Here is a 25203-nt window from a genome sequence, read left to right on the forward strand (position 1 = left end):
GAAGCTGGCGTCCTGGCTCGGAAGTCATGCCCGTAGAGGCTCGCTGTCAAGTCGCAACTGCAAACGCAGGCAGACCTTAAAACTTTTGTGCAGTTTAGTGTTGACAATCCACTAGTTACAGTTGTTGATTCCATCGTTGCATAGGCGTGGGAAGATAATAAATGCCAGTCTAAGAGAACATCTAATTCGCCAACATTGAACTGCCATTGGCATAGTAAGTTCTTATGAGGAGGTAACCCATCCTAAATGATTCTGCTCAAGGCTGGGTTATTTTTTTATTGTGATGAAACAAATACAAAGAACTACAAGTAGGCATGTCAACAGTCACTGAATCCTCTTTTCGTTTCATAGCTCATTTTTCGCCACAAGTACTTTTTCTTAAAACTATATATAAAATTGACTAAATAGTTGATATAGTAATGAAAACAAAAGGAGTTGGATAAGTATGTGTGGGATTGGAAAATATACATAGGGAAAGAGATTTGGCTTTGCCAAAACAACGGGAAACTTTGTTAAATACAATTAAGAAAGATCTACTAAACGACGAAAATGTATTAGGCGTATTTTTAGGAGGTTCAATAGCAAATAATAATACTGACTTATATTCCGATATTGACCTTCGAATTGTCGTAAAAGATGATCTGTATGAAAAATATAGGCAAAATAAAAAAGAACGAGCTAATAACTGGGGTAACGTATACTATTTTGAAGATTTTCCTTGGACAAATTATAGTGTCGCTCATTACAATACATTTATTAAAGTGGATACGTTTTATTATAAAGTAAATGATGTTCAGCCTTCTGTCTGGTTGCAAAACATTAAAATACTCTATGATACGGATTATTTCCTTCATAATATTGTAGAACAATCCTCTCAGCTATCTTACTCTCCAACCATTGAAGAATTTGAAATTTGGAGAACTAAGTTTTTTGCCTACGTACATGAAGCATACCGGAGAGCGATGAGAAAAGAACTATACTATGCATTAAATTGCCTTGACCACATACGTTTGTCCATAATTACAGGATGGTATATGGACGCAAATATTCAACCAAATACATTTGGTGATTGGTCAAAATTAGAAGGAAACAGAAGTAAATTACATGACTGGCAACTGCACCTCCTATCACAATGGCATAGCGGTCGAGCACCCGCTGAAATTTTATTTGTCATTAAAGAAATTGTCTTAGAGTTTTTAAAGGTGCATAAAAGCTTATGCAATAAGTTAGGAATAAAAGAAAATTTGAAATGGGTAGACGAAATCCTATCATTGGTACTTTGAACGATAAAAAACGCTTGAGCTGACAACCAATCAAGCGTTTTCCTTTATAAGATATTCGATATTGGATTCAAAAGTAGAACGGATTTAAAATGCGTTCCTCTCCCCATCTTTTCGTAGCCATTCGATACATTCCCTTTGCGTGAATGCAATCATGCCAAATAAACCTTCGCAAAACTTTTCGAAGTGACCACTGCTCTCCATAACTACCATTGAACGTTTTATTTTCCAAAAAACGATCCGTATCCTCGATTGCTTGAATCGCTTGAATTCTATTTTCATAAATGTTATCCAAGTTCTTCATTTTTATTCCAATTTCCCCTACATAATAATTGGTTACATAATTCGTATGGTCATACATTTGCTTTGCGGTAGAAGGTACTGGCCCATAAAATGATAGTCTTTCCTTTTGAGGCGCATAATCCTTATGCAAAATGGAATCGTAAAGGATTTGAAAATCATTCGCAGATTTTAATGCCCGGCTTTTTAACATTTCATAATCCCGCTCTAACATAGGGGCTTTTTCGGAATGAAAAATGACCTCTGAATCAGCTTCCTCGATACGTAATTCGCTTTTTTCAGTTTGGACAATGATCGATTCAACAATACTATATGGAGAAAAATCGATACCTGCCCATTTACAATATCTTTGAATCTCAAGCTGAAATTTAGATAATGCTTCTTCCCGTGTTTTTCCTCTTGTATACGCACCTATAAAACTTTCAGAGTATAATAAATATCCTTTATCGTTGGTTTCCATAACAACCCTATTTTTTATTATGCCCATTCAATCCCCTCTCCTATTTCGAAACAATAAACTTGTTCACTTCTCCTAACAGTCGATCAGATAAGGTTGATAATGTTTGTGCGTTTTGCGCAATATCGGCGTTTGCGGATAATTGCTCTTCTGTTGCAGCATTGGCAGACTGGGCCTCCGTATGTGCTTGCAAAGCGATTTGTTGGATCTGTAATGAATCGGCAGAAACGATATCCGTCATCAATCTAACTTGTTTCATTTTCTCCGATACATCTTGAATGGCGCCATTCATAAGGCGTGTCGCATTTTCAATTTGACGGAATACATTCTTCGTACTTTCTGATAACGCTCTCCCTGTAGCAATATAGCCGCTTCCCTTTTCTGCTCCTACGACTGCCCTTTCCAAATCATGAGCCATCTCATCAATCATCCGGCCAATTTGTACAGCGGAATGCTTAGATTGATCGGCAAGCTTGCGGACTTCTTCCGCTACAACAGCAAAACCTTGCCCGTGTTCCCCCGCTCTTGCTGCCTCAATTGCTGCATTCAGCGCTAATAAATTCGTCTGTTCTGATAGCGTCGTAATGACAGATGTAACTTGTCGAATGCTCTCAGAGTGGATAGATAGCTGTCTAATCATTTCAGAAGAACTTTGTAATGTGTCACTAATTTTCTCAATTTGATTCGTAAAATGGCTCATTTGCGAAGCACCGTCCGAGACGAGAACAGCAACTTCTTCTGATTCCGCTTGCACTTTTTCATTGTCAGCACTAATGTGGTCAATCCCACTTAACATCTCATTCAAGATCCGATGGGCACCCGTCACTTTTTCTACTTGCAGATCACTAGCGATTGAACTTTGTTCAGTACTTTTCGCTACTATTTCTGAAGCAGCCAGACTTTCTTCCGAGCTTGCGGATAATTCCTCGGCACTGCTTGCGAGCTGGAAGGCGGATTCTCTTACTGTTGATAGCATTCCTTTTAAGTCTGCGGCCATGTCATTCAGCGCTCTACCCATTTCACCTATTTCATCTTGATTGTGCACTTCAATCGGTCCAGCTGAAAAATCCCCGCGCGCAAATCTTTTAAGAGAAGTGGTCATTGTTCTAACTGGCATAGCAATGCTACGGCTAACGATTTTAGCAATGACAATACTTGCAATAATAGCAACGATGATTAAACCTCCGATAAGTACATATATCCATTTCAATACACTTTGCAGCTGATCCTCAGTATTCTTCTGCTCTATTTCCTGTTGTTGAATTAGCTGCTGAAGATTAGCAGAAACTCCATCTTGATAAAACGAAACCTCTTTTGCCAAGTTCATGGCACTTTCTATATTCCCTGCTTGTACATCTCGGACAATCAGTTCACTAATTTGCTCAGCACTTTTAGACGTTTCCTTCGCCTCTTTCAAAATTGTACGGGCGGAAGCTGTATGGATCGCTTTCTCTAATGCTTTTATTTTTTCCTTAATGGCAACCATAATTTCATTTCTTTGTTCGATATACGATTGATCTTGGTAAATGATATAGCCTCGGATGTTTTTAGCATCGGCATGCTGGGCAGATAATAATTGTTCCAACAACACAACGTTTTGTATTTTGTCGTCAATTAAATAACGGTAATCTGCATCCAATTTGGATAAAGCCCATAATCCGGACGCACCGACGACGATCACAATAATTAGTATTGCAAGAAATCCAACCCATAGCTTTTTTCCGACTGTCATTCTCAAATCAATGCATCCCCTTAACAAAAAACTATAGTCAATTATGATTATAAGTTATAGGGACAAAGTATGATGTAAAGTGTTTGTTAAGTTTATTCGGCAGCTTACAGGTTTTTTCCTTTCACTTGCTTCAACGTCGCCACGATGAGAAAACTGACAATCACTAATAATAGCCATGAGCTAACTTTTCCAAGGTGAACGAGACTCCATGCATCGGCTTGGTTTGGATATTGCCATGCACCGAAGAACGTTGCGATATTTTCTGCGATCCAAATGAAAAAACCGATTAGGACGAATGAAAGAGCAATTGGCATCCGATACTGGACGCCATTCACTTTATAGTTCACCCATGACCGCCAAAAGACGATAATGACAAGCGCCGATAACCACCAACGAATGTCGATCCAAAAGTGGTGCGTAAAAAAGTTCAAATAAATCGCTGCCGCAAGGGGCACAACGACAAAGAACGGTGGCCATTTATTGAGATTGACATCGAGCCTTCTCCACGCTTGGCATAAGTAGCTCGCAACACTTGCGTACATGAACCCGCTATACAAAGGGACGCCAAAAATTTTGAAAAACCCTTCTTCCGGATAAGACCAAGAGCCCATATTTACTTTGAAAATTTCAAGAGTCAGCCCAATTAAGTGAAATAACGTAATGACCTTTAGTTCATCTTTCGTTTCAAGCCCTGAACGCAACATCCACCATTGCATGAAAATGCAAATGAGTAGAAGCCAGTCATAACGCGGCAAAAATGGGAGAGGAATAATTTTTGTCAACGCTAATGAAGCGAAAATAACGACTGGAAATAAACACGATAGCGCTTGCTGCCAACCAAAGTGGACAAGCTGTTTTACTGCTCTAATAATGGTAAGCTCCGACATTTTCTCTGGATGAATACACGATTGTTTTGACCGTAATCTAAAAAAATTTATCATTTTAAAAAACCAACTTTACATATCCGTATTTGATCGTTTTTTTCTTTTATGAACTTCACGAATTGCTTGTAGTAATAACGCTTTATTAAAGTCCGGAAAATAAGTGTCTGTAAACCATAGTTCAGACTTCGAGGATTGCCATAACAAAAAATTACTAAGCCTTTTCTCGCCACCGGTTCGAATAATAATTTCCGGATCCGGTAATCCTTTTGTGTAAAGATAATTTTCGATTAGTTCTTCATTGATACTACTTATTGATAACTTTTCTTCTTTTATTCCCTCAATAATTTCTTTTACGGCAAATAGGATTTCATTTCTTCCACCATAATTTAATGCGAAGTTAACAATTAAAGCATCATTATTTTTCGTTTCGTTTACCGATGATTGAACGGCTAATTTAGTGCGCATTGGCAAATTATCAATATCTCCTGAAACATGAACTCTTATATTGTTTTCCATGAATTTCGGTAACTTTTCTTTGAAAAATTTTACAGGTAGCTCCATTAAATAGTGAACTTCTTTTTCTGGCCGCTTCCAATTTTCAGAGGAGAATGCATACAAGGTTAGCACCTTTACTCCGATATCTAAAGAGTCCATAATTATCTTTTCCATCGTTTTGGATCCGGCATAATGCCCTTGGCTTCTAGTAAGCCCTTTTCGCTTTCCCCATCGGCCGTTTCCATCCATCATAATTGCAATATGGTGTGGAATCATACTATTCACAGGAAACACCAAACCCCTTTCTTGCCATACTTGTTCACATCTCGGCCAACTTTAGCACTTCATCCACAAACATTTTCTTAGCATCCGTATATTGTCGCTCGTTGTCTGGGTATTGCAACGTCAATCCCTTTTTCAACGATTCATATCTTCGGGCGACATCAGGATTCCCATTCAAATAATCTCTGAAAAAAGTATGTTGCTTCCACCAGTCACCGCCATATTCCACAACATGGTAAACATGGGTCTTCGTCAATTCATCCAAATTGGAGAACTTGGCGAACACTGCCTTCCCTTCGATTTCCACCCGCCCTAAATGGTAAATATCGGCATCCTTCAGTTTGTCTTTATCGAAATGTTTAACATTATCCATCGAGCGTACACCGATGAGGATATCGATCATCGGCTTCGCCGCAATCCCTGCTATCGCAGTGCTCCCGATATGCTGGATATCGACGACATGCTTACCGATGAGCGATTCCAACAACAGTTTCTCCTGCTCGAATAATGCCTTCCATTCCTCGTCATGCGGCATTAAGGCGACAACATCTTTATTTAAACCTAACATACGGACTTTGCTCCGATTTCTTTGCAAATGAATTCTACAATTTCTCTCACGCCAACATCTTCTGTCGATATGAATTGTCCGAAAGATGGATCTTCAAACCCTGCAAGACATTTATCTGTTTGCACAAAGCACCAATTCCCTTCTTCCTCACCCCGTTCACGAAGACGATTATGGATCGTTTCCTTATCCGCCGTCAGACAGAAATGGTACGTTTCCGAATCGAATTGCATAAATCCGCTATGAATTGCATCAAAATAATCTTTATTATAAATCGTCATCGGCACAATCAAGTCCTTACCATACGTCTTTCGCAACTGCTTCGCGACTTCTACCGTCAACGGCTTCCACATATTCAAATCTTGAAAATCCCCTGTTTTCTCGCTCTCCAACTTTATATCAGCCGGTATAATATGGCGCAGCATAAACCCGACCACTTCCGGGTCGAACAGCATTGCTCCATTTAGTTTGCGGAGCAGTTCATTTGCTACCGACGTCTTGCCGACGCCGAATGTGCCGTTGATCATAATAATCATTTCCCGCCCTCCTCGTATATAAGAAATGGTTCGTACATTGCTATTGCATGATTCTCTGTGACGAATTCTTCATCGATGTGGTTCCCTTGCAAGCCTATTATTTTCCGAAAAATCGAATTATCGTGTGCACATAGCCACTCCATAATTCTCTTGTGAAATAATGTTCTTTTTCGTAGAGATCCTCAATTTGCTTCGTTTTATCGGGTGCAATGAAACTATCGTGCCACCCCTCTCCATAAGGTATTTCTACAATGACTTTGTCATCTCCTTTTCCACTCATGCATCTGACTGGCGCTTTTACGCAACTGACATCCAAAAATATGCCGGTCATCGAAAAACGGCAGACCGCTACGACTGATCCGGATATAGTAACAGTAACAAAGAACAGCGGCGGAGGGATGTTGAAATGGAAATTGTACACGTTAATAATTTACAAAAGGCGTATGGGGAAAATATCGTTTTACGAGGAATTAATTTTAATGCGAATGCAGGCGAAATTATTGGGGTCATCGGCAAAAATGGTGCGGGCAAATCAACCTTTTTAGAAATATTGATGACACTGAAGCCTTATGATGAAGGGGATGTGAAGGTGTTGAGCTCAGAATTGCGCACTTTATCGACGCAACAGATTGAACATCTACGGAAAAACATATCAGCCGTTTTGCAACCGACGCAGTTTTATAAAACCTTGAAGGTAGTTGAACTGCTGAAACTGTTCAAAGCATATTACAACTCATCTATGGACGTTGAGCAGATCATAAAAGATTTTAAGTTAGAGCCTCATCGAAAAAAGTATTTCGATAAACTATCGGGTGGATGGAAGCAAATTGTTAGTTTGGCAATCGCTTTTTTATCCGAACCAAAACTGCTCATTTTAGATGAGCCAACGACCGGCCTTGATCCGCATATGCGAAATATGCTTTGGACGTATATAACTGACTACAACAAGCGAACAGGCGGCACGGTCATTTTGACAACGCATAATATGGACGAAGTTGAGCTGTATTGCGATAAAGTGATGCTGTTGAATGAAGGCATCAATGAAGTGTTTGATTCGACGGAAGGGATTTTGTCTGCCGGCTATAAATCCATTAACGACTTTTACTTATCAAAAGTGTCTATATAAGGAGGACTTGACATGCTACTCACACAATTAAAGTACGATTTGCTCATGTTTACTCGGGAAATTTTTTATATGGTATTCACGATCATCGTTCCACCAGCTACCTACTTGTTCATGGGGCAACTGTTCGGGGATGCCACCTATGCAGGCAATCTCAGTTATGCAGAAACGTACACACCTTCATTCATTTTGCTCATTACATTCGGTGTCGTCTTCTTCGCTTTCGGTTTCGATCAAGTGATGAATCGGACGACCGGAGTTGAAAAACGTATTAATTTATCGCCAGTCCCGAAACGTACATTACTGCTATCCAACATTTTAAAGTCATTTATCATTACGAGTATCGGCTATTTCCTTGTATTTTTCATTGGAATGATCGCTTACGATCTTTCCTTTAAACCAATCAATTTTGTCTTGTCATTTGGGGTGTTCCTGTTATTCAATGCTGCATTGCTCATCATTTCGTCAGCGATTTACGCTTTATTCACAAGTATGAATGGTGCTCTCGTCTTTTCGATCGTCATCTTCCAAGTCGTGTTGTTTACAGGCGGTTTCGCGATGCCGATTGACATGATGCCAAAATTTGTGCAAGTAATCGCTAATTTGAATCCCCTTTATCATATGAATCAACTTTTCATTGCCGTTTGGAACGGACAGTTGGAATGGGGCACGACGACGTTCGTAGCGATCGGCTATATTTTGATCCTTATAGTGATTTCGCTCGTTACTTTGAATCTTGCAAATAGACTCCTAAGATCTTCTTTCAAATGGTATCCTGTTAATAGGAACCTGGGGGAGGATACACAAAATGAAAGTTACACTCGACATTGATGAGCTATATGAGGAACCTAAAGTAACCATCCATTGCAATGAAGTGGATGATTCCATAAAGGAAATTGTTGATTTTCTGAAAGGAAAACGGACCGAGTTTTTAGTTGGGCGCGATGGTGAAATGCAACATATTTTAAAGCCTGATGAGATTCATTATTTTCATACGGAAAAAGAAGGAGTCGTTGCTGTCACCTCGCAAGGGTCCTTTTCTTTGAAAGAGAAATTATATGAATTGGAGGAAATACTGCCATCTACGAAGTTCATTCGACTGTCCAAATCAGTCATTGCAAATTTGCACGAACTGAGCCGCTTCGAAGCTTCCTTCAACGGAACATTATGCGTCCACTTCAAATCAGGCGCGAAGGAATACGTATCGAGAACTTACGTAAGCGCCATTAAAGATGCATTGAAAATGAACAGGAGGAAAAATGGATGAAGACATTTTTCATTAGAAGCATATTAGGAATCTTCTTCGGCTCATTTCTAGCACTATTGACGATTTTGCTCGTCATCCACGTAGGCAATAACGATGTGTTAGACGCTGCCATACTTTCTAAAAATGCATTAGGTACCGTATTTTGCGGCTGGTTTTTCACAGTAACACCTTTGCTGTTCGAAAATGAAAAACTGACATTGCCCGTGCAAACCGCTTTACACTTCCTATCCGTAACCGTCTTATATTTCATTGCCGCCTTCGTCATCGGATGGGTGCCGTTTACAATAAAAGGATTCATCACTATGCTTTGCATCTTCATCGTATTCTACGCAATCATTTGGCTATCCTTTTACTTGTACTTCAAGCAGCAAGCGAATAAATTGAACGATGAACTGAATCAGTTATAAGCTGAAAACTGTTTTGGAATCGAATGATCCGAAACAGTTTTTGGACTTTTTGATGTTGAAAAGGCTATGGAGTTGTGGTGTGCCGCTGGATTATGCTGCGTTGTGATGCGAGCATTTTGCGTTGCGATCGGTCGATATGATACCTCCAACTTCATCAAACGAACAAAAAGCCACCTCCATTTCAAAGATGGCTTCCTTTCTTATGATAGCTTCTGCAAAATAACGACTTTCAAATAATTGAACTCTGGGAAGTCGCGGTTTGTTCTGAAGTCTTTCGGCAAAGAAGACTCCTCCAAAATTTTGTATTTCGTGTTTGTTTCGGTAAATGCTTTTTCAATGAAAGACTTGAATTTTTTCATGCCGAATGTTGCGTTGTTAGTAGAAGCAACGATGATGCCCTTTTTCTCAGTAATCGCGATCGTGTCTTTCAGTAAGGATGGGTAATCCTTCGCGGTGCTGAATGTATGCTTTTTCGAACGCGCGAAACTTGGTGGGTCAAGGATGACCATGTCAAATTTCAATTCATGCCGCTTTGCATAACGGAAGTAATCAAAAACATCCATCACTTTAATATCTTGTGCTTCGTAATCAATTCCGTTGACGCTGAATTGCTCAATTGTTTTCGGCAAGCTTCGTTTCGCCAAATCAACGCTCGTCGTTTTCGTCGCGCCGCCTAACGCTGCAGCGACTGAAAATGCTCCTGTGTAGGAAAATGTATTTAACACATGCTTCCCTTCCGCATAACGATCACGAATCGCCTTCCGAACGTCCCGCTGATCGAGAAAAATACCCGTCATCGCACCGTCGTTCAAATCTACAGCGAAGTTCATGCCATTTTCCTTCACAATAATCGGGAAATCACCTATGGTCCCTTTCACGAAATCATCTTGCTCAATATATTGCCCTTTCGAGTCAAAACGTTTCTTCTCGTAGATTGCTTTATAATCGGTTATCTTGTCCAACACGCCGTAAACATGATGCTTCATGGAATAAATGCCTTCGCTATACCAGCTAACCATATAATATCCGTCATAATAGTCGATCGTCATACCGCCGATGCCATCGCCCTCTCCGTTAAATGCTCGATAGGCAGTCGTATCGCTATCTTTGAAAAACGATCTCCTTCTTTCAAAAGCAGCAGCCATTTTTGATTCGAAGAAGTCAAAGTCGATCGCTTCATCTTTGCGCGTTAAAACCCAGCCAATCCCTTTATTTTGATTGCCATAATAACCTTTAGCAATGAAATGGTTATACTGGTCGACAAGGCGGATGAAGCTTCCTTCCTCTTGAAGCACTTCCGGGTTAACAACTGCATCTTTCAAAATAAGCGGGTAACCTTTTTTAAAAGCAGCGATACTTTGTGCATTTACTTGCACATCTATTGTTTTCGTCATCTTGTCATCCTCTATGTCTTATTTTACCCATTATCGCATGAATGGTTGCGAAATGCGAAAAGGAAATGTATCTCAAAACAATTTGAGAAATTAAAAAAGCCCCCTATCGTGGAGCTTTTCAATCAAGCTAATATACGGAATGCAAGACTTTTCAACAAGCTCATTCGCATTGGACGAATTGTATCTGTTCCCCTTGTCATCCTTAAATACGTCTGCAAGTCGCCTTCATAAACCGGCTGTAAATGAGGCAATGTCGTCAAATGATGCGGCATCGTTAAGCAAGGCGTTTTCGTAAGACGGTGCTTTTCACTTTCCTGCATAACAGTCGCTACAAATTGAGAACAAAAATAAGCATGCTCTCTTTTAATTTCTTTGTTCAGTAAGACACCAAACAAACCGATGAAGTTATATTTATACTTCTCTTGATTTAATTGGAACTGGATAATTTTTTTTCGGATTCGTTCATACGCTTCGGGGGAAACCTCACATCGATAGATTGCACAGCTTGCATTATGAAAAATTCCCTCAGCAACATTCTCGCGGACGAAACCACCATTAAACGGATTGTTCGGCTGCTTCCGGCCAAAGCTATAGATCTCGTTCAACTGCTCATCGAAAGCGATCGATGCATGATTCAAGTCCATCCTCGTGTACACGCCAATAGCTTTCGATAGCATTGTACCGGTTGCCGTCAAAACGATATAGATTGTTTTTCCCATTCATTCAACCCCTAACTACTCTCTCTACAAGTATGTACAATCTTTATGGGAAGCTAAACCGTCTACAGATGTAAATCATCTACGTCTTAGGTTTTAGGAAGCTATTTCTTACTCTCTCTATCTATATATACGTTTGACTGTTGGGTGAAGTTTCAATTTGTTCGCACAAGGAAGGGATGCTGCGGCATAATTCTTAATCAATCTGCAAATTAGAACTCATAATGCTCTATGTTCATGAGCGGGTGTCGGCATTTGTATGAGTGGAATTTGACGTCTTTATTATCCTTTAAAAAAGCTTCCGCTTGTTTTGAAGAATAAATGACGACGTCCCCGTCATACATAGGCGGTCCTTCATGTTCATCATCGATAACGATAATGTCAACTTCTCCTTGTTCTCTTAGTCGCTTGATAATCTTGTCATTGCCTATCGTCCTGCCGACAATTACATGCATCATTTCGTGCCCCTCCGTTCGTTTTTGTTTTCATCGTATTATATTAATACACATTTGGCAACAGCCGAACAGAGGGTAAAAATGTGATTTTCAATAGTCAAAAAGACACTTGCCACTCAAGCAAATAGCTTTATTTAAAAAGCTTATTCAGATGATTTACCGACGACTGCAAAATCCTCTAAATTGGATAGGATATTTTCAACGGCAAGCTCTACAAATCGTGGCTCTGTCGCCATATTTAAACGAATGAAACCTTTCGATTCTTCGCCAAACCATTCCCCGAAATCGACAGCAATCCGGCAACGGTCTTGGATGAATTCCTTTGTCTGATTTGCATCGATGACATTCCTTAAATCGAGCCAAATCAAATACGTCCCTTCTAAAGGAGAAATTAGTATATTGGGCGCCTGTTCATTCAAATGTCGCTTTACATGATTGTAATTATGCTCAATAACAGATAACAACCCATCTAGCCATTGCTGCCCATGCCGATAAGCCGCTTCAGCAGCAGTCAGTCCAAGTATATTCACTTCTGTCTGGTTCACTGTTTTCACATAGTTATCAAATTGTGTACGAAGCTGGTCGTTCTCGATAATAATTTGCGATGTAAGCAGACCCGCCAAATTAAACGTTTTCGAAGGAGCCGTTACAGTGATAAGGTTGTGTGCGAATGCTCCCCCACCAACGATTGCCGAAGGGATATGCTGATGTCCTTCCATGACGAGGTCTTGGTGAATTTCATCAGAAACGACAAGGACATCATGTTTTTTGCAAATGGATAGGATCGTCTTCAATTCTTTTTCTGTCCAGACACGGCCGACTGGATTATGAGGCGAGCATTGGATAAACAGTTTTACATCATTGTCGATTATGCTTTTTTCGAATGCATCAAAGTCAATATGATAGTTTCCATTTTCATTCACAAGCTCGCAAGTTACCAATTTCCTGCCATTGTCCTTCACTGCATTATGGAAAGGATAATAAACGGGTGTCAATAGTATGACAGCATCGCCTATCTTCGTAAAAGCGTTGACGAACCAATAAAGCGCAGTAACGACGCCAGTTGAAAAGCGGATCCACTCCTTTTCGACTGTATAGCCGTGATGCTCCTTCTCCCATTTAATAAATGCCTCATAAAAGGAGTCCGGAACGTAGGAGTAACCGAACACGCCATGTGCAATTCGTTGCTGCAACGCGTCCAAGACAGCTTCCGGCGCTTTAAATTCCATATCTGCAACCCAAGCTGCAAGCAAATCCGGATCACCAAAACGATCCTTTAACGCATCCCACTTCAACGAATTCGTCCCTTTCCGCTCCACTGCATATCGCTCGCAAAATTCCTTCGCGTCCATTTCCAATCACTCCCGTTTTCTCATTTATTCAACAATACGCCAACTTGGTGAGAACGTCTATATGGAATTTTGCTAATTCATAGGCAATTACTTAAGAAAGGCGTATAATTGCTAAACAATCACTTTAGGAGTTGTTTGAACCTATTTTATTGCACCAAAAATACATATAAAAAGTCCAATACCTTTAAATAAGAAATTGGACATTTATTATTAATTCGGAATAGCACCCATTATAGAATGCAGATAATAAAGATAACCCTCGAATATAAGTCGTTAGTTTATTATTATCCACAACTCTTCTAAACATGCACGGAAACCTCGCTTTGGTTAAGTGATGGAGCTACACCATTACACAGATTACGCGAATTTCCGGAATTTCCTCATTCATTGCAGCAGCCTATTTATGGATAATCCTAAAATAGAATGCTTACCCTAACAGGCGTTTAAATACTTGACTGACGATGAAGTATGCAATTACCATGATGCCGACACACCAAGCAAACGCGATCCAAATATCGTTGCAAATAGTCTTTTCATTCAAAAGGGCACGAATTAGAATGTCATAAAAACAAAGCATAACCGAACGCTGTTTTAAAGTTTGCGTCCTTGGTTTCGATACTAGTCAAAGCCTAAGAGGAGTTCGATCTATTCACGACGAATCTTATCGTTCAACTTCTCACGATATTTGTCCTTCCAAGTCTTCGTATCTTTCATTAGTTCGTCGCAGAAGGAGGACACATCCTCACCCGTTAGGTCAATGACTTTCTTACCTGCTGATGCACCTTCTTCAAAAAGGTCAAGTATACCGCCAAAAATACGGCTCATGTCCTTCAGTCCGCCAGCATTCCACATATATTTTTGGATAGCTTTGTAAGCGTTACGGTACTCACTTGGTAATGCCTTTGCGCGCGCCTCCATCGCCTTCCATTCCCGCTTGTCATCCAGACTTCCGATAACCTTCTCAAAAATATTCATATTATTTCCCCTTTCGATTTCATTTTAGTTTTGAGTTCATTAATTTTGGTTGAAACAAATTCCCACTTTCTCCAAAAAATTTCTAATTGCTCTCGACCCGCTGCGTTAAGTGTGTAAAATTTTCTTGGTGGTCCCATGTTGGACGGCTTTCTTTCAATGTCGACCAGATTGTTTTTCTCAAGCCGCATAGTAATTGTATAAACTGTGCCTTCAACTACATCCGTAAAACCGAGTTCACGAAGTTGTTGTGTGATTTCATAGCCATAAGTTTCACCGCGGCTGATGATCTCAAGTACACAACCTTCAAGCACTCCTTTCAACATTTCTGTAATATTATCCACTTTGTCCTCCTTTTTTATTTCATTTATATTTTTAGTACTCAGTATATTAGGCATTTGCAGCACCGGTATTAAGTAACACTAACTACCGGTATATAGTAATACATATTAGTATTGATTGTCAAGAAGCAGCATTTTCGTTAAGGACATTGCTATTGCTTCCTCCTGAATTTATTTCCCTGCAATCGACCAATCGCGAATCAAATTAAGTAGATGCATTAAAAAAGCGGAGAAACAGATTTCTGTTCCCCCGCCAAAATTGTTCAGTTTCTTTCCGCGTAAGCTTTCATTGCATCGCGCATGAAAACGGATAACCCTTTCCCGAACTGGTCAATGTTTTTCGTAAAGCGCTCATCTGCGACGTACATTTCACCTAAACCGGCAAATGCTTCAGGTGAGTAATGGGCAATTTTATTCAAAAACGTATACCATTCTCCGATTGCATCTTGTGCTTCCTTCGAAGTTGGATCGCCGTGGCGAAGTTCCGCAAGTTGAGAATAAATACGGTTCATCTCCTGCTGTTCTTTCTCGCCAAACTGGGCAACATTTTTGTTCGCCTTATCGACCGCTTCATCTCCCCACCGTTCTCTTGCTTCCTGCTCGTATGGGTTCGAACTGAAGTCGAAACCTTTAAATTTCTCTTCGTTCGTCATTGTCATTTCTCCTCTCTCAGATTGAAGCGTCTTGTCGATCGTCTCAATCATTACGTCCAATTGGCGGCGCTTAGCAAGCAGCATATCGCGCTGCAGCTCGAACGCTTCCAACCGGTTGAACGATGGACTCTCCAATAGCTCCTTTATTTTTTTCAAAGGAAAGCCAACTTCACGAAAGAATAGGATTTGCTGGAGGGTCGTCATATTATCATCGGAATAAACCCGATAGCCCGCCTCCGTCACATCGTCCGGAACGAGTAAACCGATAGCATCATAATGATGGAGCGTGCGCACACTCACACCGGTCAAATCCGCCACTTCCTTCACTTTCATTGCTCCTCGCCTCCCTTCACTATTGACTATAAAGTATGACGTAACGTGGGAGTCAACACAAACTTCAATAGAATATGCAACGAATATGAAGTATAATGAACTCATCAACTTATTTGGGGGAATATTCAATGATTATCCATACGAATAGACTGAAAGTGAACGCTTGTACACCTGAATGTTTATCAACAATTCCAACTGGCGCTTATAACATAGGAGATCATATAAAAGCACATGTAGCCGAGCTTCAAAACGACGATTCTTTATTGGGCTGGGGTCCCTATTTCGTAGTTGAAAAAGAAACGAATCAGATTGTTGGAGACATCGGTTTTAAAGGGAAACCTTCTTTAGAATTTACCGTAGAAATTGGCTACGGCATCATTCCTGACGCACAAAATAAAGGGTATGCGACCGAGGCAACGCGTGCACTTGTGGAATGGGCATTCGCTTCCGGGCAAGTGAAAAAAGTTAACGCTGAATGTTTGCATGATAATATAGCTTCTATGAAAGTGTTGGAAAGGTTGGGAATGAAAAGAATTGGACAGGAAGGCAATCTGATGAAGTGGGAATTGACAAAGTAAGCATAGGAAAGTCTATATAGACGTAGAGAGGAAGATTGCAATGAAGAGAATTACGCTAGTTCCCCACCAGCTAAACTTTGCGGAGGGAATGTCAGAGTTATCATCTTCGCCACTTGTGAAAAATGCTTTGGGTCTTACGGATGAACAAACGACAGTAGAGGGTACGAGAGGCTTTATTGAATTTATCCTTGAGCAAGAAAAACAGGGCAATCAGTACTCGAGATGCATCTTAAATGAGGACAACCAACTGATCGGAGTCATTACGCTTAAAGATATTGACCCAATTAAAAAAACTTGCCATATCGGCACTTGGATCGGTCATCCGTATTGGGGACAAGGCTATAATCAATTGGCAAAAGCGGAAATACTATATATTGCTTTCACTAAATTAGGGCTAAACTATGTCTTCGCCGGTGCCAAAATAGACAATTTGCGTTCCCAAAAAGCACAAGAAAAGTTACCTTATATAAAATTATTTGTAGAAAACGACTTTCCTGAAGAGCATCAGAAATTAGAGTCCCAAGTGAATTCAAAATGTATATTGAATGTTGTTGAAAAAGAGACGTTTTTGTCGTGGTATCGGGAAAATGGTGTCCTTTTAAGATCGAATTCCCCCAAAAAGGAGTACCCCTACTAAAGGGTATCCGATAACAGGCGTAGTTTTAACTGATTAGGTATAATCATTGGACTGGCAAGCGTGTAATCTAAAAGTGTTGAAAGCGCGGACAAGAAAACAATGAAATTAATGAAATAAATGGGAATGTTTAGCTAATATCGCAACATACCTAACATGATCTTGTGAACAAGGAAAAGATCGTCGGCTTGTTGACAAACACTTATTCCACGACTACCAACCTTAAAAAGACTGTAAAAAAAGTGACAAGATACTTTGTCTACAGTCTGAGATCATATTAGGTATGTTTATAGAGCATATTTCCTTTTTACACGGCTAACCAAAAGAAAAAAATCATGATATAAGACAGTTTTTCCTCAAGAGAAATATGTGATCCAAAGCTGACATGCTCGTGATGAGCGGTACTTTGAAACGCAGGATGTGCCGCATATGGAAACAAACCATAACGATAGGATGCCGTTCTCCTACCTTCTTCATCCAATATATCGATATCCCCCGCCATATTGTTCGCTTCAAGTTGCCGCCATACTGAGCCATCTGCGTGATAAAGTGTCCCACGGTTTTTCATCGCTGACTTCGTTAAATGCTGTATGTAAGTACCGATAACTGTGCCATCAGGTTTTTTCAGCGTCAGCGTAAACTGCTTCACACTGTTTTGAATTCGAAAAGTCGCTAAAAGTGCACCATCCATTGTAGAAATATCGTACTCCACCGGAAATACCGCTCCTTTTTCCAATATCGGAAAACAGAGAAACACTCTACGAAGCTGGCCTTCACTTGGCCGGATTTGAAGTAATGGCTGCCCGTCATGATCGACATGGACGAATTTCGGCAAAATGGATGGTACGCGTTTCAAATTTAATTCCCCAATGCCCTCCATATTCCATTCGCTTTCGATCGCATCGACTTCTACGAACTTGTCATGCACATTTTTAAAATAAAATCCCGCTCCAAGCATAAACACTCCACTGATTCCAACTTGAATGAGATCATCACCATTCACTGAAAACCCTTCAAACCAAATAAAATAATAAAGAATGCCAAATAGGAGCAAACCGATACCGACAATATATCCGAAAATCGATGTCTTTCGGTAAATTTCTTTCAATCCGCCACCCCCTAATAAGACAAACCTCCGGATGCAGTTTACTACTATACGTTTAAAAAGAAAATTGGATTCATCGTACGATTGTTATGATCTTACAAACTCTTCATAATAAGCGGTGAAGACGGAAAAAGAAAAAGATCTGGCCAAAATGCCAGATCTACTACACCTACTCAATCGCCACCCACACTTCCGTTTCATACTCTTTCGAACCTTCAGGGTGGATATACCGCTCGAATCCATAACTATGTCTAAGTGTTACATCAGTATTGCGCATTAATGCATCAAAAGCTGCTGGAATTGCATCTACATCGCCTTCAACCTTTGCAACGATGAATCTCCCTTCCGGAATCGTTAGTTCCTTTGCATCCGAAAAATCTTTTGCCAATTCCTCTTTAATGCCCGCCAAGTAGTGGAACTTTCCATTCTCTATCCCTAATGTAATGCCAAAGGACTCATCAGGTCTTTTGCCTTTCTCAGCAATCTTTCCATTCAATTCATCCCATAGCTTCGGAATTTCCGTAACGGCCCCTTTCATTTCATAGCCTTTCACTGTGAATTGCTCTCTTCGTTCAATACGTGTCTCCATCCGAACCCCACACCCCACTAATTATCCAATATTTCGAAACTTGCATCTCTTTGTTACGTATATTGCTTTAAAGAATGAATTGAGGAGGAACTTTCATGAAGCTTTACATACTTTTCATCTTGATCATTCCAATGCTGTTTATGGTTGTTGCCATCTATTTAAGCCCTCCTGCAAAACGTAGATTTTGGACCGGGTGCACTTTTTCAGTTTTGGGCATTGTCATCTTTCTTTGGGCTGCTGCCAGTCATTATGACCATTATCATATATCCCAAATAGGCGTCATCCCTTATCATGAAAAACTTACCTTTTGGGAGGATAAACATGCAATGATATGGCTTGCCATCTTTACCTTTGTCAAAGGAATCATTTTCATGATCATCGGTTGGCTATTTCCCGACAAGGAATCCTTCACTCAATCGGCATCCAAATCTCAATAATATCTTCCGTTGCTCCGACAGGGTGGACATATCTTTCAAAATCAAAGCAATCGCGAAGCTGAATATCTTCCATTTGAATAATTGCATCATACGTCGCAGGGATTCCCGGAATGCCACCTTCCACTTTCGCAACGATAAACTTGCCAGCTGGAATGGTAACTTCCTTCGTGTCAGGGAAACTGCCCGTCAAGTCTTCTTTCAGTCCCGCAATATAATGGATCATTTCATTTTCCATGCTCAAGCATACCCCAAAAGATTCTTCCGCAATTATTTCTTTCTCATGAATGATCTTGTTCAACCGATCCCATTCAGCAGGGATTGCCGACACAGGTCCCTTCACCTCATACCCTTTCACTGTAAACCCTTCGCTTTCCACAATACGTGTTTCCATTTTCTTCTCCCCTTCGTTTAATAATTGATCGATTCCTTCCATCTTCCCATTCAACTCTTCAATTTCATCTGCAATTTCCTTCTTCCGTTTTAGCAGCAATGATTCCATCTGTTCATCCCCCTCAAGCAAAATATCCGAAAGAGATACTCCGAAGTTCCGCAAGGTTCGTATTCGAATAAGCTGTTGCTGTTCTTTTTGCGAATAAAACCGGTATCCTGACTCCGGACTTACGTAAGCTGGACGAACGAGTCCGATTTCCTCATAATGCTTGATCGCCTTAGTTGTCAACCCGACAAGATAAGCGGTTTTCCCGATCGATAGCATAACTCCCCTCCTTCTTCTTCCACTATAAACCTGCCTCTTAGGGACAGGTCAATCATTTATTTCAGCATTTTAAATAATTTCTGATCAATTGTAATAAAGGGGCTTTGCTCGATGATCTCCATAAAAATTCCCTTTAACCGGCTAGACGCAGCTATCAATTTTTCTGTCGTAATTTCATCTGGATAAGTTGAAAGATAAGTTGAGATAAAAGAAGGATCCAATGTATCATACGATTTGAATTGATGCAGCTTCTTATTTTCATTTTTTGCTTGAGCCAACAAAAGGTATGCCCTCATATTCTCAAGCATTTTAAGTGCATAAATGAAATTATTTCTCCTCAACTCTTTGTCCATATTTAATGCACAATAAACGAACTCAAATGCGATGTCAGACGTCACTCCGTATTTGTCTGGGTGATTTTGAAAAATCTCATTTTCAGTATGCATCTTCTGAGATACCACTCCAGTTTTATCTACGACGACTTTCCATAAAGGAGATTTTACATTCAATAGCTCACTTGGCAGAATTGAAATATTGAATTCTAAAGAGTTTTCCATGAATGCAATGAAAAGATATATATTTTTATTAAATTGCTTTTCTTTTATATAGACCGGATTGAACTCTTCGAGAACTATGAGAACTGCTTGTTTTGTAGCTTCCACATTTTCCGTCTTATAAGTTGACACCATCAAGTCAATGTCGGAAAACTCGTCGTTGTATCCATTCACTCCGGAGCCTAATTGCACTACTCCTTCAACCAAATTACAAGACTTTAATTTCTCAATGATTTTCTTGAAATAATCTGCTCTTTCTTCAGAATAAAACATTGTTTCACCCCTATTTCTACTCTAAATACACGCGTTTCTTCTTTTGCAAAAAACTCAATTTCGTTTCCGATAAAATGATTGCGGATAGTATTAAAATGGCGCCAATCACCATCTTAACGGTAAGAACTTCACTTAAAATAATGACAGAGAACGCCATGCCCCAAAAGGATTCCGTAGAAAGGATAATTGCAGCTTTCGTCTCCGAAATAAATTTCTGAGCAACTGTCTGCAATAAAAAAGCGATTGTTGTTGAAAAAATACCTAAGTAGAGCAACGAAGCAAGACCTTCAGTCTGCGTGCTGAAAGAAGTTTCACCTAAACATAAAACGACAATGAAGCCAATCAGTGTTGCGGCAGCCATTTGAATGAGTGTCAACACGACCGGATCTTCCTGTTTTACAAATTGCGCAGTATAAAAAATATGAAATGCAAATGCAATGGCGCAACAAAAAGAAAGAAAATCGCCAATATTGATTTCTGCGGATAGCTGCAAAGACAAAACGGCTACGCCTACAATCGCAAGTATCGCGCCAATCACTTCAAACCAATCCAATTTTCTCTTATAAAGAACGAATGCAATAAATGGGACGATCACAACATTTACTGCAGTCAAAAAGGCATTTTTCGATGGTGTTGTAAATTGTAGACCGACTGTTTGCAGCGCAAATGCAATGTAAAGAAAGACACCTAAAACCGTCCCTTTCATTAACGTAGATTTATGTATACTTTTTAACTTTCTATGAAAAACGATACATAGCAAAACGGCACCAATTAAAAAACGCCCCGCTAAAATTTGATAAGGCGAATACGATTCCAATGCGACAGCACTGCCGACAAAGCCGCTGCCCCAAATAATGGCGGTAAGCATCAATCCAATCTCTCCGAAATATTTTTTCATATACTCCACCAAACTTTCTTCCTCACTTTCAACAATTATAGCGCAATTGGGTCAATTTAAGAATCAATTTTTTCGACTAACCGAATGTATCGTTTGTTCGCCACAGCACATCCTACTACTAACAACAGATAGGAGGTTTTTAGGTGAAAAAGCTACTTTTCGTCATGTTCCTATTCATTATATGTACAGCCCTTCCTCCGTCTACAGAGGCCAACCAAAAGGCGATACCGGAAAAAACTCTTCAAGATACATTGCTCACTGCACTCAGCCCTTATATTTCAAAAGCCATTACAGAGTACTATGGCTACCCAAAATCATTTGCTTTGTATGATACTGAAATTTTGAATATAAAACGTGAATCTGATGGCGGTTTTCAATTCACTGTAGAAGTGCAAGTGAATACATTTGAAGGGCCTCTCAATCCCCCTTACGGAGTTGAAACAATTCGTTTCGACGTAAATTCTGGGGGGATCGTAACACTTAGCGTCTCTCATGAAGGGGATGAAGAAGAAAAACAGAAAGACGCCTTTTACGATGAAGTCATTATCGACATTAGTCATACATTTCATCTGAATTTATTGCCATTTGAACGATACGATTTGCCGCAGCTGCAATACAAAGCACAGCAACATAACGAATACCGAACGCTAGCTGACATCGCAGAAGAAATTGCGATGACGATCTTGAATCCGGAAATTAAACCACCGTACAAAAATGTCATCAGCCCCGTCACCTACATCAAAGGTGATGAAGGACTGATCCTTTTCAAAAAATCAGATGGCACAAACATGCTTTTTCAAGTGAAAAAAGAAGACGGCATATGGAAAGTTTCAAAGCAAAAGAAAGGAAAAGGCAAGAAAATGGAATATACATTGCCGTGGTATATGTGAGTGGGCTTGGAGAGTAAAGGGTGGCCAACGTCAGGCACCTTTTGCTTTCTGCCAGGCTATTCTTGGTGATACTACCGATTCGGGAGAGTTTACTACCGATTCGCCCTTGCATCCCTTTCTCCCAATCGAACGCCTCACAAACATCAAAAAAGCATACGAACGTTGCCTGTTCGTATGCTCCCCATTCATTTTACAAATCGCCTAACGACTTCAACGACCGAGCCGCTTTCCGTTTCATGCACTTGCTCCCCTGCCCAAAGTGACATGAATTCCGGTTTCCCTAATCTTGCCGCTTCACTTCTCACTCTTTTTGTTAAATCATTTTGGTACGGATAAGGGGCGATTGGAGCACTTGCCATCATATCCATGAATGTGTTCCGGATGCCTCTCGCTGATTTCCCAGAAAACGCCTTCGTCAATTGCGTACAGCCAAGCTTTGCTGATAAAACGGCTTCCTTATACAGAGGATGGGCGCCGCTTTCTTCTGTTGCTAACAAGGCCGTTCCGATTTGTACGGCTTGTGCACCTAATTTCATAGCTTCATCCATCTGTTCTTTATTCGCAATTCCTCCTGCCGCGATGACCGGTATTTTAACTGCTTCAACTGTATCAGCTATCAATTCATGGAGTGGCACATATTCCTCTCCTATAAATGAACCCCGATGTCCACCCGCCTCGCTCCCTTGAGCAACAACCGCATTCATCCCGGACGCTTCCACCGCTTTCGCTTCTTCCTTCGTCGTTGCAGTGCCAATCAAGAAAACACCTGCTTCCTTTAGCTTTCGGATTGTCTGGCCGTCCGGAATGCCGAATGTAAATGAGCAAACCGGCACACCTTCCTCGATCAGTACATCCACTTGTTCGTCAAATTCAGATTCTGATAACGGCGCTTTCCAAAAAGGCATACCTAATCGCTCGCCAACCGGCTGTAGCGCTGTATATGCTTTTCGAAGCTGCTCCTGATCGACTTTCGTATGTTCAGGCACGAATAAATTAACGGCAAATGGCTTATCCGTCAACTCTCTCACTTGCAAAACAAACGCCTGCGTCGCATCCGCCCCTAAATAACCCGCTCCAACCGATCCCAATAAACCTGCGTTCGATGATACTGCCACAAACTCTGGTGTTGTAACACCTGCCATGGGGGCTTGGATCATCGGATGGTCAATTCCCAAAGTTTCTACAAGATTCATGACGCTGCACTCCTTTTTTCATGGCGGTAAAATAAATAGATGATCAATAACGGCACAAACGCCAACAATGCAATAAGCTTAAACGCATTGTTCGCGCCAAAAAAGTAATAGCCGATCGGTAAAAATGTAACGAAACTAATAAGCAAAGCAGTTTTCGATCTTGTGAATAAACCAAAAAAGAACGATAAAAAAGAAATGATCATTGAAGCTTGCCATAAAACAAACACATGAACCATGCCTCCTCTATGTAATGACCTTGCCATAGCCCTTCAATATTGCTCCCGCCGCATAAATATCCTCATAATCACAAAACCGCTAATTAAAGAATAACAAACAACCCAAGCAGCACTCATCCAAAAGCCTTTGCCAATATGGAATGCTTCATCTGTAAAATAACGAAGAACTTGAGCAACCGGAGGAAAAGGAAGCAAGATCCATTTGAAGACCATCGCTTTCTCAATAATGCCCTCTTGCGCAATCGAAATAGCGATCACTAACATTGCTGACAACCATGCGAATCTTTTGGATTCCACCTTTGTATTTGAAAAAAACGAACCGATGAAAATACCGAAAACAGCGAAAAAAAGATGACCATAAATCGCGATACTTATATATGTAAAATCGGCAGACTCTATAAAGCTATTTATTGCCAGCGGATAAACAATGGCATACAATCCCAAAAATGATGCAATCAATACACAAACAATCCACTTACCCAACAAATATTGTACTTTGTTAGGCAGTTGGACAAACAGTAAGTTTTTTTCGCCATCCTCTTCCAATGAAAAAACGCTCATCGCAACCCACGTCATAATTAAATATAAAGATACACAAGTTACAGCATAGCTGCTCATGATTGGAACGCCGGTATACGTATAGAAAAGAATGATCCAGCCAATGAATACCGTGAGCGGCGGTATGAACGTGAGCGAACGAATATAGCTAATGAATTGATATTGAATAAACTTCCAAGCCATTACTCTATCTCCCTCACATCTACTATTGAACAGTTCTTCTGCAACAGTTCTATTAAAATCTGATCGCTCGTTTCTCCATCTACAATAAAGATAGCTTCACTTCCTTCATATTGTATTTCATTAACAGGAAAGTCCTTAAAGACTTCCTTGCTACTATATTCTACTTTAATCCGTTTTTTCGGAGCTGCATGTATAAAATAAGGTGTCACTTCCCCAGTGCCAATATGTAATACTTCCTTCGCCAAATGCATCAGTAATTCATCTTCGTGGGAAGTGAAGATGATAGGAATATCGAATCCCTCCAATAATTTCACAAGAATTTGTTGAGATTCTATATCTAACCCTGTCAGTGGTTCATCCAATAATAAAACATCGGGCTTCATTAAAAGAGCTTGAATGATACCAGCCTTTTGCCTTGTTCCCTTCGAGCAAGCTTTCAACGGAGTTTGCAAAAATGGCTCTATGCCAAACATCTGAATGTAATTCGATAGTTCGCCTTCAATGATTTCTTTTGATCCTGCTTGGAATGATGAAGTCAATAATAAATATTCCTTTAATCGAAACCGCAAGCCTTCCGGAAAATGCTCAGGCACGTAACCAACTTTTTGAGCACTGCCAGCTATTTTTCCGCTCGAAGGTTTTATAATACCAGCCAAAAGCTTAAGCAATGTACTTTTGCCGGAACCATTTTTCCCGCGGATTAATAACCTTGTGTCATTTGAACATTGGAATGATATATTTTGCAAGATTGAACGTCCATCTATATCCTTGCTAACTTGAATAGCCTCCAAAACATTTGCCATTACACACCCCGCA

General features: G+C 40.2%; 31 protein-coding genes and 1 pseudogene. 9 read left to right on the top strand and 23 right to left on the bottom strand.

Features of this window, described 5'->3' with window-relative positions:
* The first annotated feature begins 488 nt into the window (after positions 1-488).
* Positions 489-1283, top strand: a complete 795-nt coding sequence (locus WFH04_RS14005) for a nucleotidyltransferase domain-containing protein (protein WP_336824680.1) — start codon at positions 489-491, stop codon at positions 1281-1283.
* 67 nt (positions 1284-1350) lie between these two features.
* On the opposite strand, the gene WFH04_RS14010 is transcribed toward WFH04_RS14005, so the two are convergent.
* The 6 genes from WFH04_RS14010 to WFH04_RS14035 all read right to left on the bottom strand — a co-directional run bounded on the left by WFH04_RS14010 (position 1351) and on the right by WFH04_RS14035 (position 6531).
* Complete coding sequence (locus tag WFH04_RS14010; protein ID WP_336824681.1) at positions 1351-2067, bottom strand: hypothetical protein; 717 nt, start codon at positions 2065-2067, stop codon at positions 1351-1353.
* 13 nt (positions 2068-2080) lie between these two features.
* Positions 2081-3769 carry a methyl-accepting chemotaxis protein gene (locus WFH04_RS14015; protein WP_336824717.1) on the bottom strand — a complete coding sequence of 563 codons (1689 nt, stop codon included), beginning with the start codon at positions 3767-3769 and terminating at the stop codon, positions 2081-2083.
* Between the two features lie 104 nt (positions 3770-3873).
* Complete coding sequence (locus WFH04_RS14020) at positions 3874-4638, bottom strand: DUF817 domain-containing protein (RefSeq protein WP_336824718.1); 765 nt, start codon at positions 4636-4638, stop codon at positions 3874-3876.
* 87 nt (positions 4639-4725) lie between these two features.
* Positions 4726-5424: an undecaprenyl pyrophosphate synthase gene (gene uppS / locus WFH04_RS14025; RefSeq protein ID WP_336824719.1), complete on the bottom strand. Its 699-nt coding sequence runs from the start codon at positions 5422-5424 to the stop codon at positions 4726-4728.
* A gap of 43 nt (positions 5425-5467) precedes the next feature.
* Positions 5468-5998: a GrpB family protein gene (locus WFH04_RS14030; RefSeq protein ID WP_336824682.1), complete on the bottom strand. Its 531-nt coding sequence runs from the start codon at positions 5996-5998 to the stop codon at positions 5468-5470.
* On the bottom strand, positions 5992-6531 hold the full coding sequence (locus WFH04_RS14035) for an AAA family ATPase (RefSeq protein WP_336824683.1): 540 nt from the start codon (positions 6529-6531) through the stop codon (positions 5992-5994). The genes WFH04_RS14030 and WFH04_RS14035 overlap by 7 nt, the downstream gene beginning before the upstream one ends.
* 406 nt (positions 6532-6937) lie before the next feature.
* Between WFH04_RS14035 and WFH04_RS14040 the strand changes: the two genes are divergently transcribed.
* Genes WFH04_RS14040 through WFH04_RS14055 form a run of 4 tightly spaced genes read left to right on the top strand, consistent with a single transcriptional unit; the run spans position 6938 to position 9328 of the window.
* Positions 6938-7657, top strand: coding sequence for an ABC transporter ATP-binding protein (locus tag WFH04_RS14040; RefSeq protein ID WP_336824684.1), 720 nt, complete (start codon positions 6938-6940; stop codon positions 7655-7657).
* 12 nt (positions 7658-7669) lie between these two features.
* Positions 7670-8485 (top strand): ABC transporter permease, encoded by an 816-nt coding sequence (locus tag WFH04_RS14045; protein WP_336824685.1) that lies wholly within the window; start codon positions 7670-7672, stop codon positions 8483-8485.
* Entirely contained in the window at positions 8463-8921 is a 459-nt protein-coding gene (locus WFH04_RS14050) for a LytTR family DNA-binding domain-containing protein (protein ID WP_336824686.1), read from the top strand. The genes WFH04_RS14045 and WFH04_RS14050 overlap by 23 nt, the downstream gene beginning before the upstream one ends.
* A complete protein-coding gene (locus WFH04_RS14055) occupies positions 8918-9328 on the top strand; it encodes a DUF3021 domain-containing protein (RefSeq protein WP_336824687.1) in 411 nt (136 codons plus the stop codon). Before WFH04_RS14050 ends, WFH04_RS14055 begins: the two co-directional genes overlap by 4 nt.
* Before the next feature lie 200 nt (positions 9329-9528).
* Here the strand turns inward: WFH04_RS14055 and WFH04_RS14060 are convergent, their stop codons facing one another.
* The 8 genes and pseudogenes from WFH04_RS14060 to WFH04_RS14095 form a co-directional block, all read right to left on the bottom strand.
* Entirely contained in the window at positions 9529-10722 is a 1194-nt protein-coding gene (locus WFH04_RS14060) for a class I SAM-dependent rRNA methyltransferase (protein ID WP_336824688.1), read from the bottom strand.
* A 122-nt stretch (positions 10723-10844) separates the two neighbouring features.
* On the bottom strand, positions 10845-11441 hold the full coding sequence (locus WFH04_RS14065; protein ID WP_336824689.1) for a hypothetical protein: 597 nt from the start codon (positions 11439-11441) through the stop codon (positions 10845-10847).
* Positions 11442-11650: 209 nt separating this feature from the next.
* Positions 11651-11896 carry a hypothetical protein gene (locus WFH04_RS14070; protein ID WP_336824690.1) on the bottom strand — a complete coding sequence of 82 codons (246 nt, stop codon included), beginning with the start codon at positions 11894-11896 and terminating at the stop codon, positions 11651-11653.
* A gap of 140 nt (positions 11897-12036) precedes the next feature.
* The gene (locus WFH04_RS14075) at positions 12037-13245 is read right to left on the bottom strand and encodes a MalY/PatB family protein (protein ID WP_336824691.1); all 1209 of its coding nucleotides are present in this window, start codon (positions 13243-13245) and stop codon (positions 12037-12039) included.
* Positions 13246-13672: 427 nt separating this feature from the next.
* Positions 13673-13798 (bottom strand): annotated as a pseudogene (locus WFH04_RS14080) (ABC transporter permease); the annotation flags it as partial.
* Positions 13799-13890: 92 nt separating this feature from the next.
* On the bottom strand, positions 13891-14220 hold the full coding sequence (locus WFH04_RS14085; protein WP_336824692.1) for a DUF1048 domain-containing protein: 330 nt from the start codon (positions 14218-14220) through the stop codon (positions 13891-13893).
* A complete protein-coding gene (locus WFH04_RS14090; RefSeq protein ID WP_336824693.1) occupies positions 14217-14561 on the bottom strand; it encodes a PadR family transcriptional regulator in 345 nt (114 codons plus the stop codon). Before WFH04_RS14090 ends, WFH04_RS14085 begins: the two co-directional genes overlap by 4 nt.
* A 260-nt stretch (positions 14562-14821) precedes the next feature.
* Positions 14822-15544 (bottom strand): MerR family transcriptional regulator, encoded by a 723-nt coding sequence (locus WFH04_RS14095; protein WP_336824694.1) that lies wholly within the window; start codon positions 15542-15544, stop codon positions 14822-14824.
* A 128-nt stretch (positions 15545-15672) separates the two neighbouring features.
* Here WFH04_RS14095 and WFH04_RS14100 point away from each other — a divergent pair, with 128 nt between their 5' ends.
* Both WFH04_RS14100 and WFH04_RS14105 read left to right on the top strand, forming a co-directional pair.
* A complete protein-coding gene (locus WFH04_RS14100; protein WP_336824695.1) occupies positions 15673-16122 on the top strand; it encodes a GNAT family N-acetyltransferase in 450 nt (149 codons plus the stop codon).
* A 40-nt stretch (positions 16123-16162) separates the two neighbouring features.
* Positions 16163-16759 (top strand): GNAT family N-acetyltransferase, encoded by a 597-nt coding sequence (locus WFH04_RS14105; RefSeq protein WP_336824696.1) that lies wholly within the window; start codon positions 16163-16165, stop codon positions 16757-16759.
* A gap of 304 nt (positions 16760-17063) precedes the next feature.
* Here WFH04_RS14105 and WFH04_RS14110 read toward each other — a convergent pair whose 3' ends face one another.
* Positions 17064-17864 (bottom strand): hypothetical protein, encoded by an 801-nt coding sequence (locus tag WFH04_RS14110; protein ID WP_336824697.1) that lies wholly within the window; start codon positions 17862-17864, stop codon positions 17064-17066.
* A 166-nt stretch (positions 17865-18030) separates the two neighbouring features.
* Positions 18031-18450, bottom strand: coding sequence for a GyrI-like domain-containing protein (locus WFH04_RS14115; RefSeq protein ID WP_336824698.1), 420 nt, complete (start codon positions 18448-18450; stop codon positions 18031-18033).
* 95 nt (positions 18451-18545) lie between these two features.
* Here WFH04_RS14115 and WFH04_RS14120 point away from each other — a divergent pair, with 95 nt between their 5' ends.
* Entirely contained in the window at positions 18546-18887 is a 342-nt protein-coding gene (locus tag WFH04_RS14120) for a hypothetical protein (protein ID WP_336824699.1), read from the top strand.
* Here the strand turns inward: WFH04_RS14120 and WFH04_RS14125 are convergent.
* From WFH04_RS14125 to WFH04_RS14135, 3 genes are read right to left on the bottom strand one after another with little or no spacing between them, the layout of a single operon-like run.
* On the bottom strand, positions 18859-19602 hold the full coding sequence (locus WFH04_RS14125; protein WP_336824700.1) for a GyrI-like domain-containing protein: 744 nt from the start codon (positions 19600-19602) through the stop codon (positions 18859-18861). The genes WFH04_RS14120 and WFH04_RS14125 overlap by 29 nt on opposite strands.
* Before the next feature lie 56 nt (positions 19603-19658).
* Positions 19659-20429 carry an aminoglycoside 6-adenylyltransferase gene (locus WFH04_RS14130; RefSeq protein WP_336824701.1) on the bottom strand — a complete coding sequence of 257 codons (771 nt, stop codon included), beginning with the start codon at positions 20427-20429 and terminating at the stop codon, positions 19659-19661.
* A 16-nt stretch (positions 20430-20445) separates the two neighbouring features.
* Positions 20446-21327 (bottom strand): DMT family transporter, encoded by an 882-nt coding sequence (locus tag WFH04_RS14135; RefSeq protein WP_336824702.1) that lies wholly within the window; start codon positions 21325-21327, stop codon positions 20446-20448.
* 143 nt (positions 21328-21470) lie between these two features.
* On the opposite strand from WFH04_RS14135, the gene WFH04_RS14140 reads away from it, so the two are divergent.
* Positions 21471-22217 (top strand): DUF3888 domain-containing protein, encoded by a 747-nt coding sequence (locus tag WFH04_RS14140; protein WP_336824703.1) that lies wholly within the window; start codon positions 21471-21473, stop codon positions 22215-22217.
* Positions 22218-22402: 185 nt separating this feature from the next.
* Here WFH04_RS14140 and WFH04_RS14145 read toward each other — a convergent pair whose 3' ends face one another.
* From WFH04_RS14145 to WFH04_RS14160, 4 genes are read right to left on the bottom strand one after another with little or no spacing between them, the layout of a single operon-like run.
* Positions 22403-23410, bottom strand: a complete 1008-nt coding sequence (locus WFH04_RS14145) for an NAD(P)H-dependent flavin oxidoreductase (RefSeq protein WP_336824704.1) — start codon at positions 23408-23410, stop codon at positions 22403-22405.
* Positions 23407-23637 (bottom strand): hypothetical protein, encoded by a 231-nt coding sequence (locus WFH04_RS14150; protein WP_336824705.1) that lies wholly within the window; start codon positions 23635-23637, stop codon positions 23407-23409. Before WFH04_RS14150 ends, WFH04_RS14145 begins: the two co-directional genes overlap by 4 nt.
* Positions 23638-23679: 42 nt before the next feature.
* Positions 23680-24387 carry a hypothetical protein gene (locus WFH04_RS14155; RefSeq protein ID WP_336824706.1) on the bottom strand — a complete coding sequence of 236 codons (708 nt, stop codon included), beginning with the start codon at positions 24385-24387 and terminating at the stop codon, positions 23680-23682.
* Entirely contained in the window at positions 24387-25190 is an 804-nt protein-coding gene (locus tag WFH04_RS14160) for an ATP-binding cassette domain-containing protein (protein WP_336824707.1), read from the bottom strand. Before WFH04_RS14160 ends, WFH04_RS14155 begins: the two co-directional genes overlap by 1 nt.
* Between the last annotated feature and the right edge of the window lie 13 nt (positions 25191-25203).

The sequence above is a fragment of the Sporosarcina sp. USHLN248 genome (genome assembly GCF_037144575.1).
GTDB lineage: Bacteria > Bacillota > Bacilli > Bacillales_A > Planococcaceae > Sporosarcina > Sporosarcina contaminans.

Coding starts and splice junctions, on each gene's coding strand:
- WFH04_RS14010 (WP_336824681.1), bottom strand. CDS start 2,067: ATGGGCATAATAAAAAATAGGGTTGTTATGGAAACCAACGATAAAGGA.
- WFH04_RS14015 (WP_336824717.1), bottom strand. CDS start 3,769: ATGACAGTCGGAAAAAAGCTATGGGTTGGATTTCTTGCAATACTAATT.
- uppS (WP_336824719.1), bottom strand. CDS start 5,424: ATGATTCCACACCATATTGCAATTATGATGGATGGAAACGGCCGATGG.
- WFH04_RS14030 (WP_336824682.1), bottom strand. CDS start 5,998: ATGTTAGGTTTAAATAAAGATGTTGTCGCCTTAATGCCGCATGACGAG.
- WFH04_RS14035 (WP_336824683.1), bottom strand. CDS start 6,531: ATGATTATTATGATCAACGGCACATTCGGCGTCGGCAAGACGTCGGTA.
- WFH04_RS14040 (WP_336824684.1), top strand. CDS start 6,938: ATGGAAATTGTACACGTTAATAATTTACAAAAGGCGTATGGGGAAAAT.
- WFH04_RS14045 (WP_336824685.1), top strand. CDS start 7,670: ATGCTACTCACACAATTAAAGTACGATTTGCTCATGTTTACTCGGGAA.
- WFH04_RS14050 (WP_336824686.1), top strand. CDS start 8,463: ATGAAAGTTACACTCGACATTGATGAGCTATATGAGGAACCTAAAGTA.
- WFH04_RS14055 (WP_336824687.1), top strand. CDS start 8,918: ATGAAGACATTTTTCATTAGAAGCATATTAGGAATCTTCTTCGGCTCA.
- WFH04_RS14060 (WP_336824688.1), bottom strand. CDS start 10,722: ATGACGAAAACAATAGATGTGCAAGTAAATGCACAAAGTATCGCTGCT.
- WFH04_RS14065 (WP_336824689.1), bottom strand. CDS start 11,441: ATGGGAAAAACAATCTATATCGTTTTGACGGCAACCGGTACAATGCTA.
- WFH04_RS14070 (WP_336824690.1), bottom strand. CDS start 11,896: ATGATGCATGTAATTGTCGGCAGGACGATAGGCAATGACAAGATTATC.
- WFH04_RS14075 (WP_336824691.1), bottom strand. CDS start 13,245: ATGGACGCGAAGGAATTTTGCGAGCGATATGCAGTGGAGCGGAAAGGG.
- WFH04_RS14085 (WP_336824692.1), bottom strand. CDS start 14,220: ATGAATATTTTTGAGAAGGTTATCGGAAGTCTGGATGACAAGCGGGAA.
- WFH04_RS14095 (WP_336824694.1), bottom strand. CDS start 15,544: ATGAAAGTGAAGGAAGTGGCGGATTTGACCGGTGTGAGTGTGCGCACG.
- WFH04_RS14100 (WP_336824695.1), top strand. CDS start 15,673: ATGATTATCCATACGAATAGACTGAAAGTGAACGCTTGTACACCTGAA.
- WFH04_RS14105 (WP_336824696.1), top strand. CDS start 16,163: ATGAAGAGAATTACGCTAGTTCCCCACCAGCTAAACTTTGCGGAGGGA.
- WFH04_RS14115 (WP_336824698.1), bottom strand. CDS start 18,450: ATGGAGACACGTATTGAACGAAGAGAGCAATTCACAGTGAAAGGCTAT.
- WFH04_RS14120 (WP_336824699.1), top strand. CDS start 18,546: ATGAAGCTTTACATACTTTTCATCTTGATCATTCCAATGCTGTTTATG.
- WFH04_RS14125 (WP_336824700.1), bottom strand. CDS start 19,602: ATGCTATCGATCGGGAAAACCGCTTATCTTGTCGGGTTGACAACTAAG.
- WFH04_RS14130 (WP_336824701.1), bottom strand. CDS start 20,429: ATGTTTTATTCTGAAGAAAGAGCAGATTATTTCAAGAAAATCATTGAG.
- WFH04_RS14135 (WP_336824702.1), bottom strand. CDS start 21,327: ATGAAAAAATATTTCGGAGAGATTGGATTGATGCTTACCGCCATTATT.
- WFH04_RS14145 (WP_336824704.1), bottom strand. CDS start 23,410: ATGAATCTTGTAGAAACTTTGGGAATTGACCATCCGATGATCCAAGCC.
- WFH04_RS14155 (WP_336824706.1), bottom strand. CDS start 24,387: ATGGCTTGGAAGTTTATTCAATATCAATTCATTAGCTATATTCGTTCG.
- WFH04_RS14160 (WP_336824707.1), bottom strand. CDS start 25,190: ATGGCAAATGTTTTGGAGGCTATTCAAGTTAGCAAGGATATAGATGGA.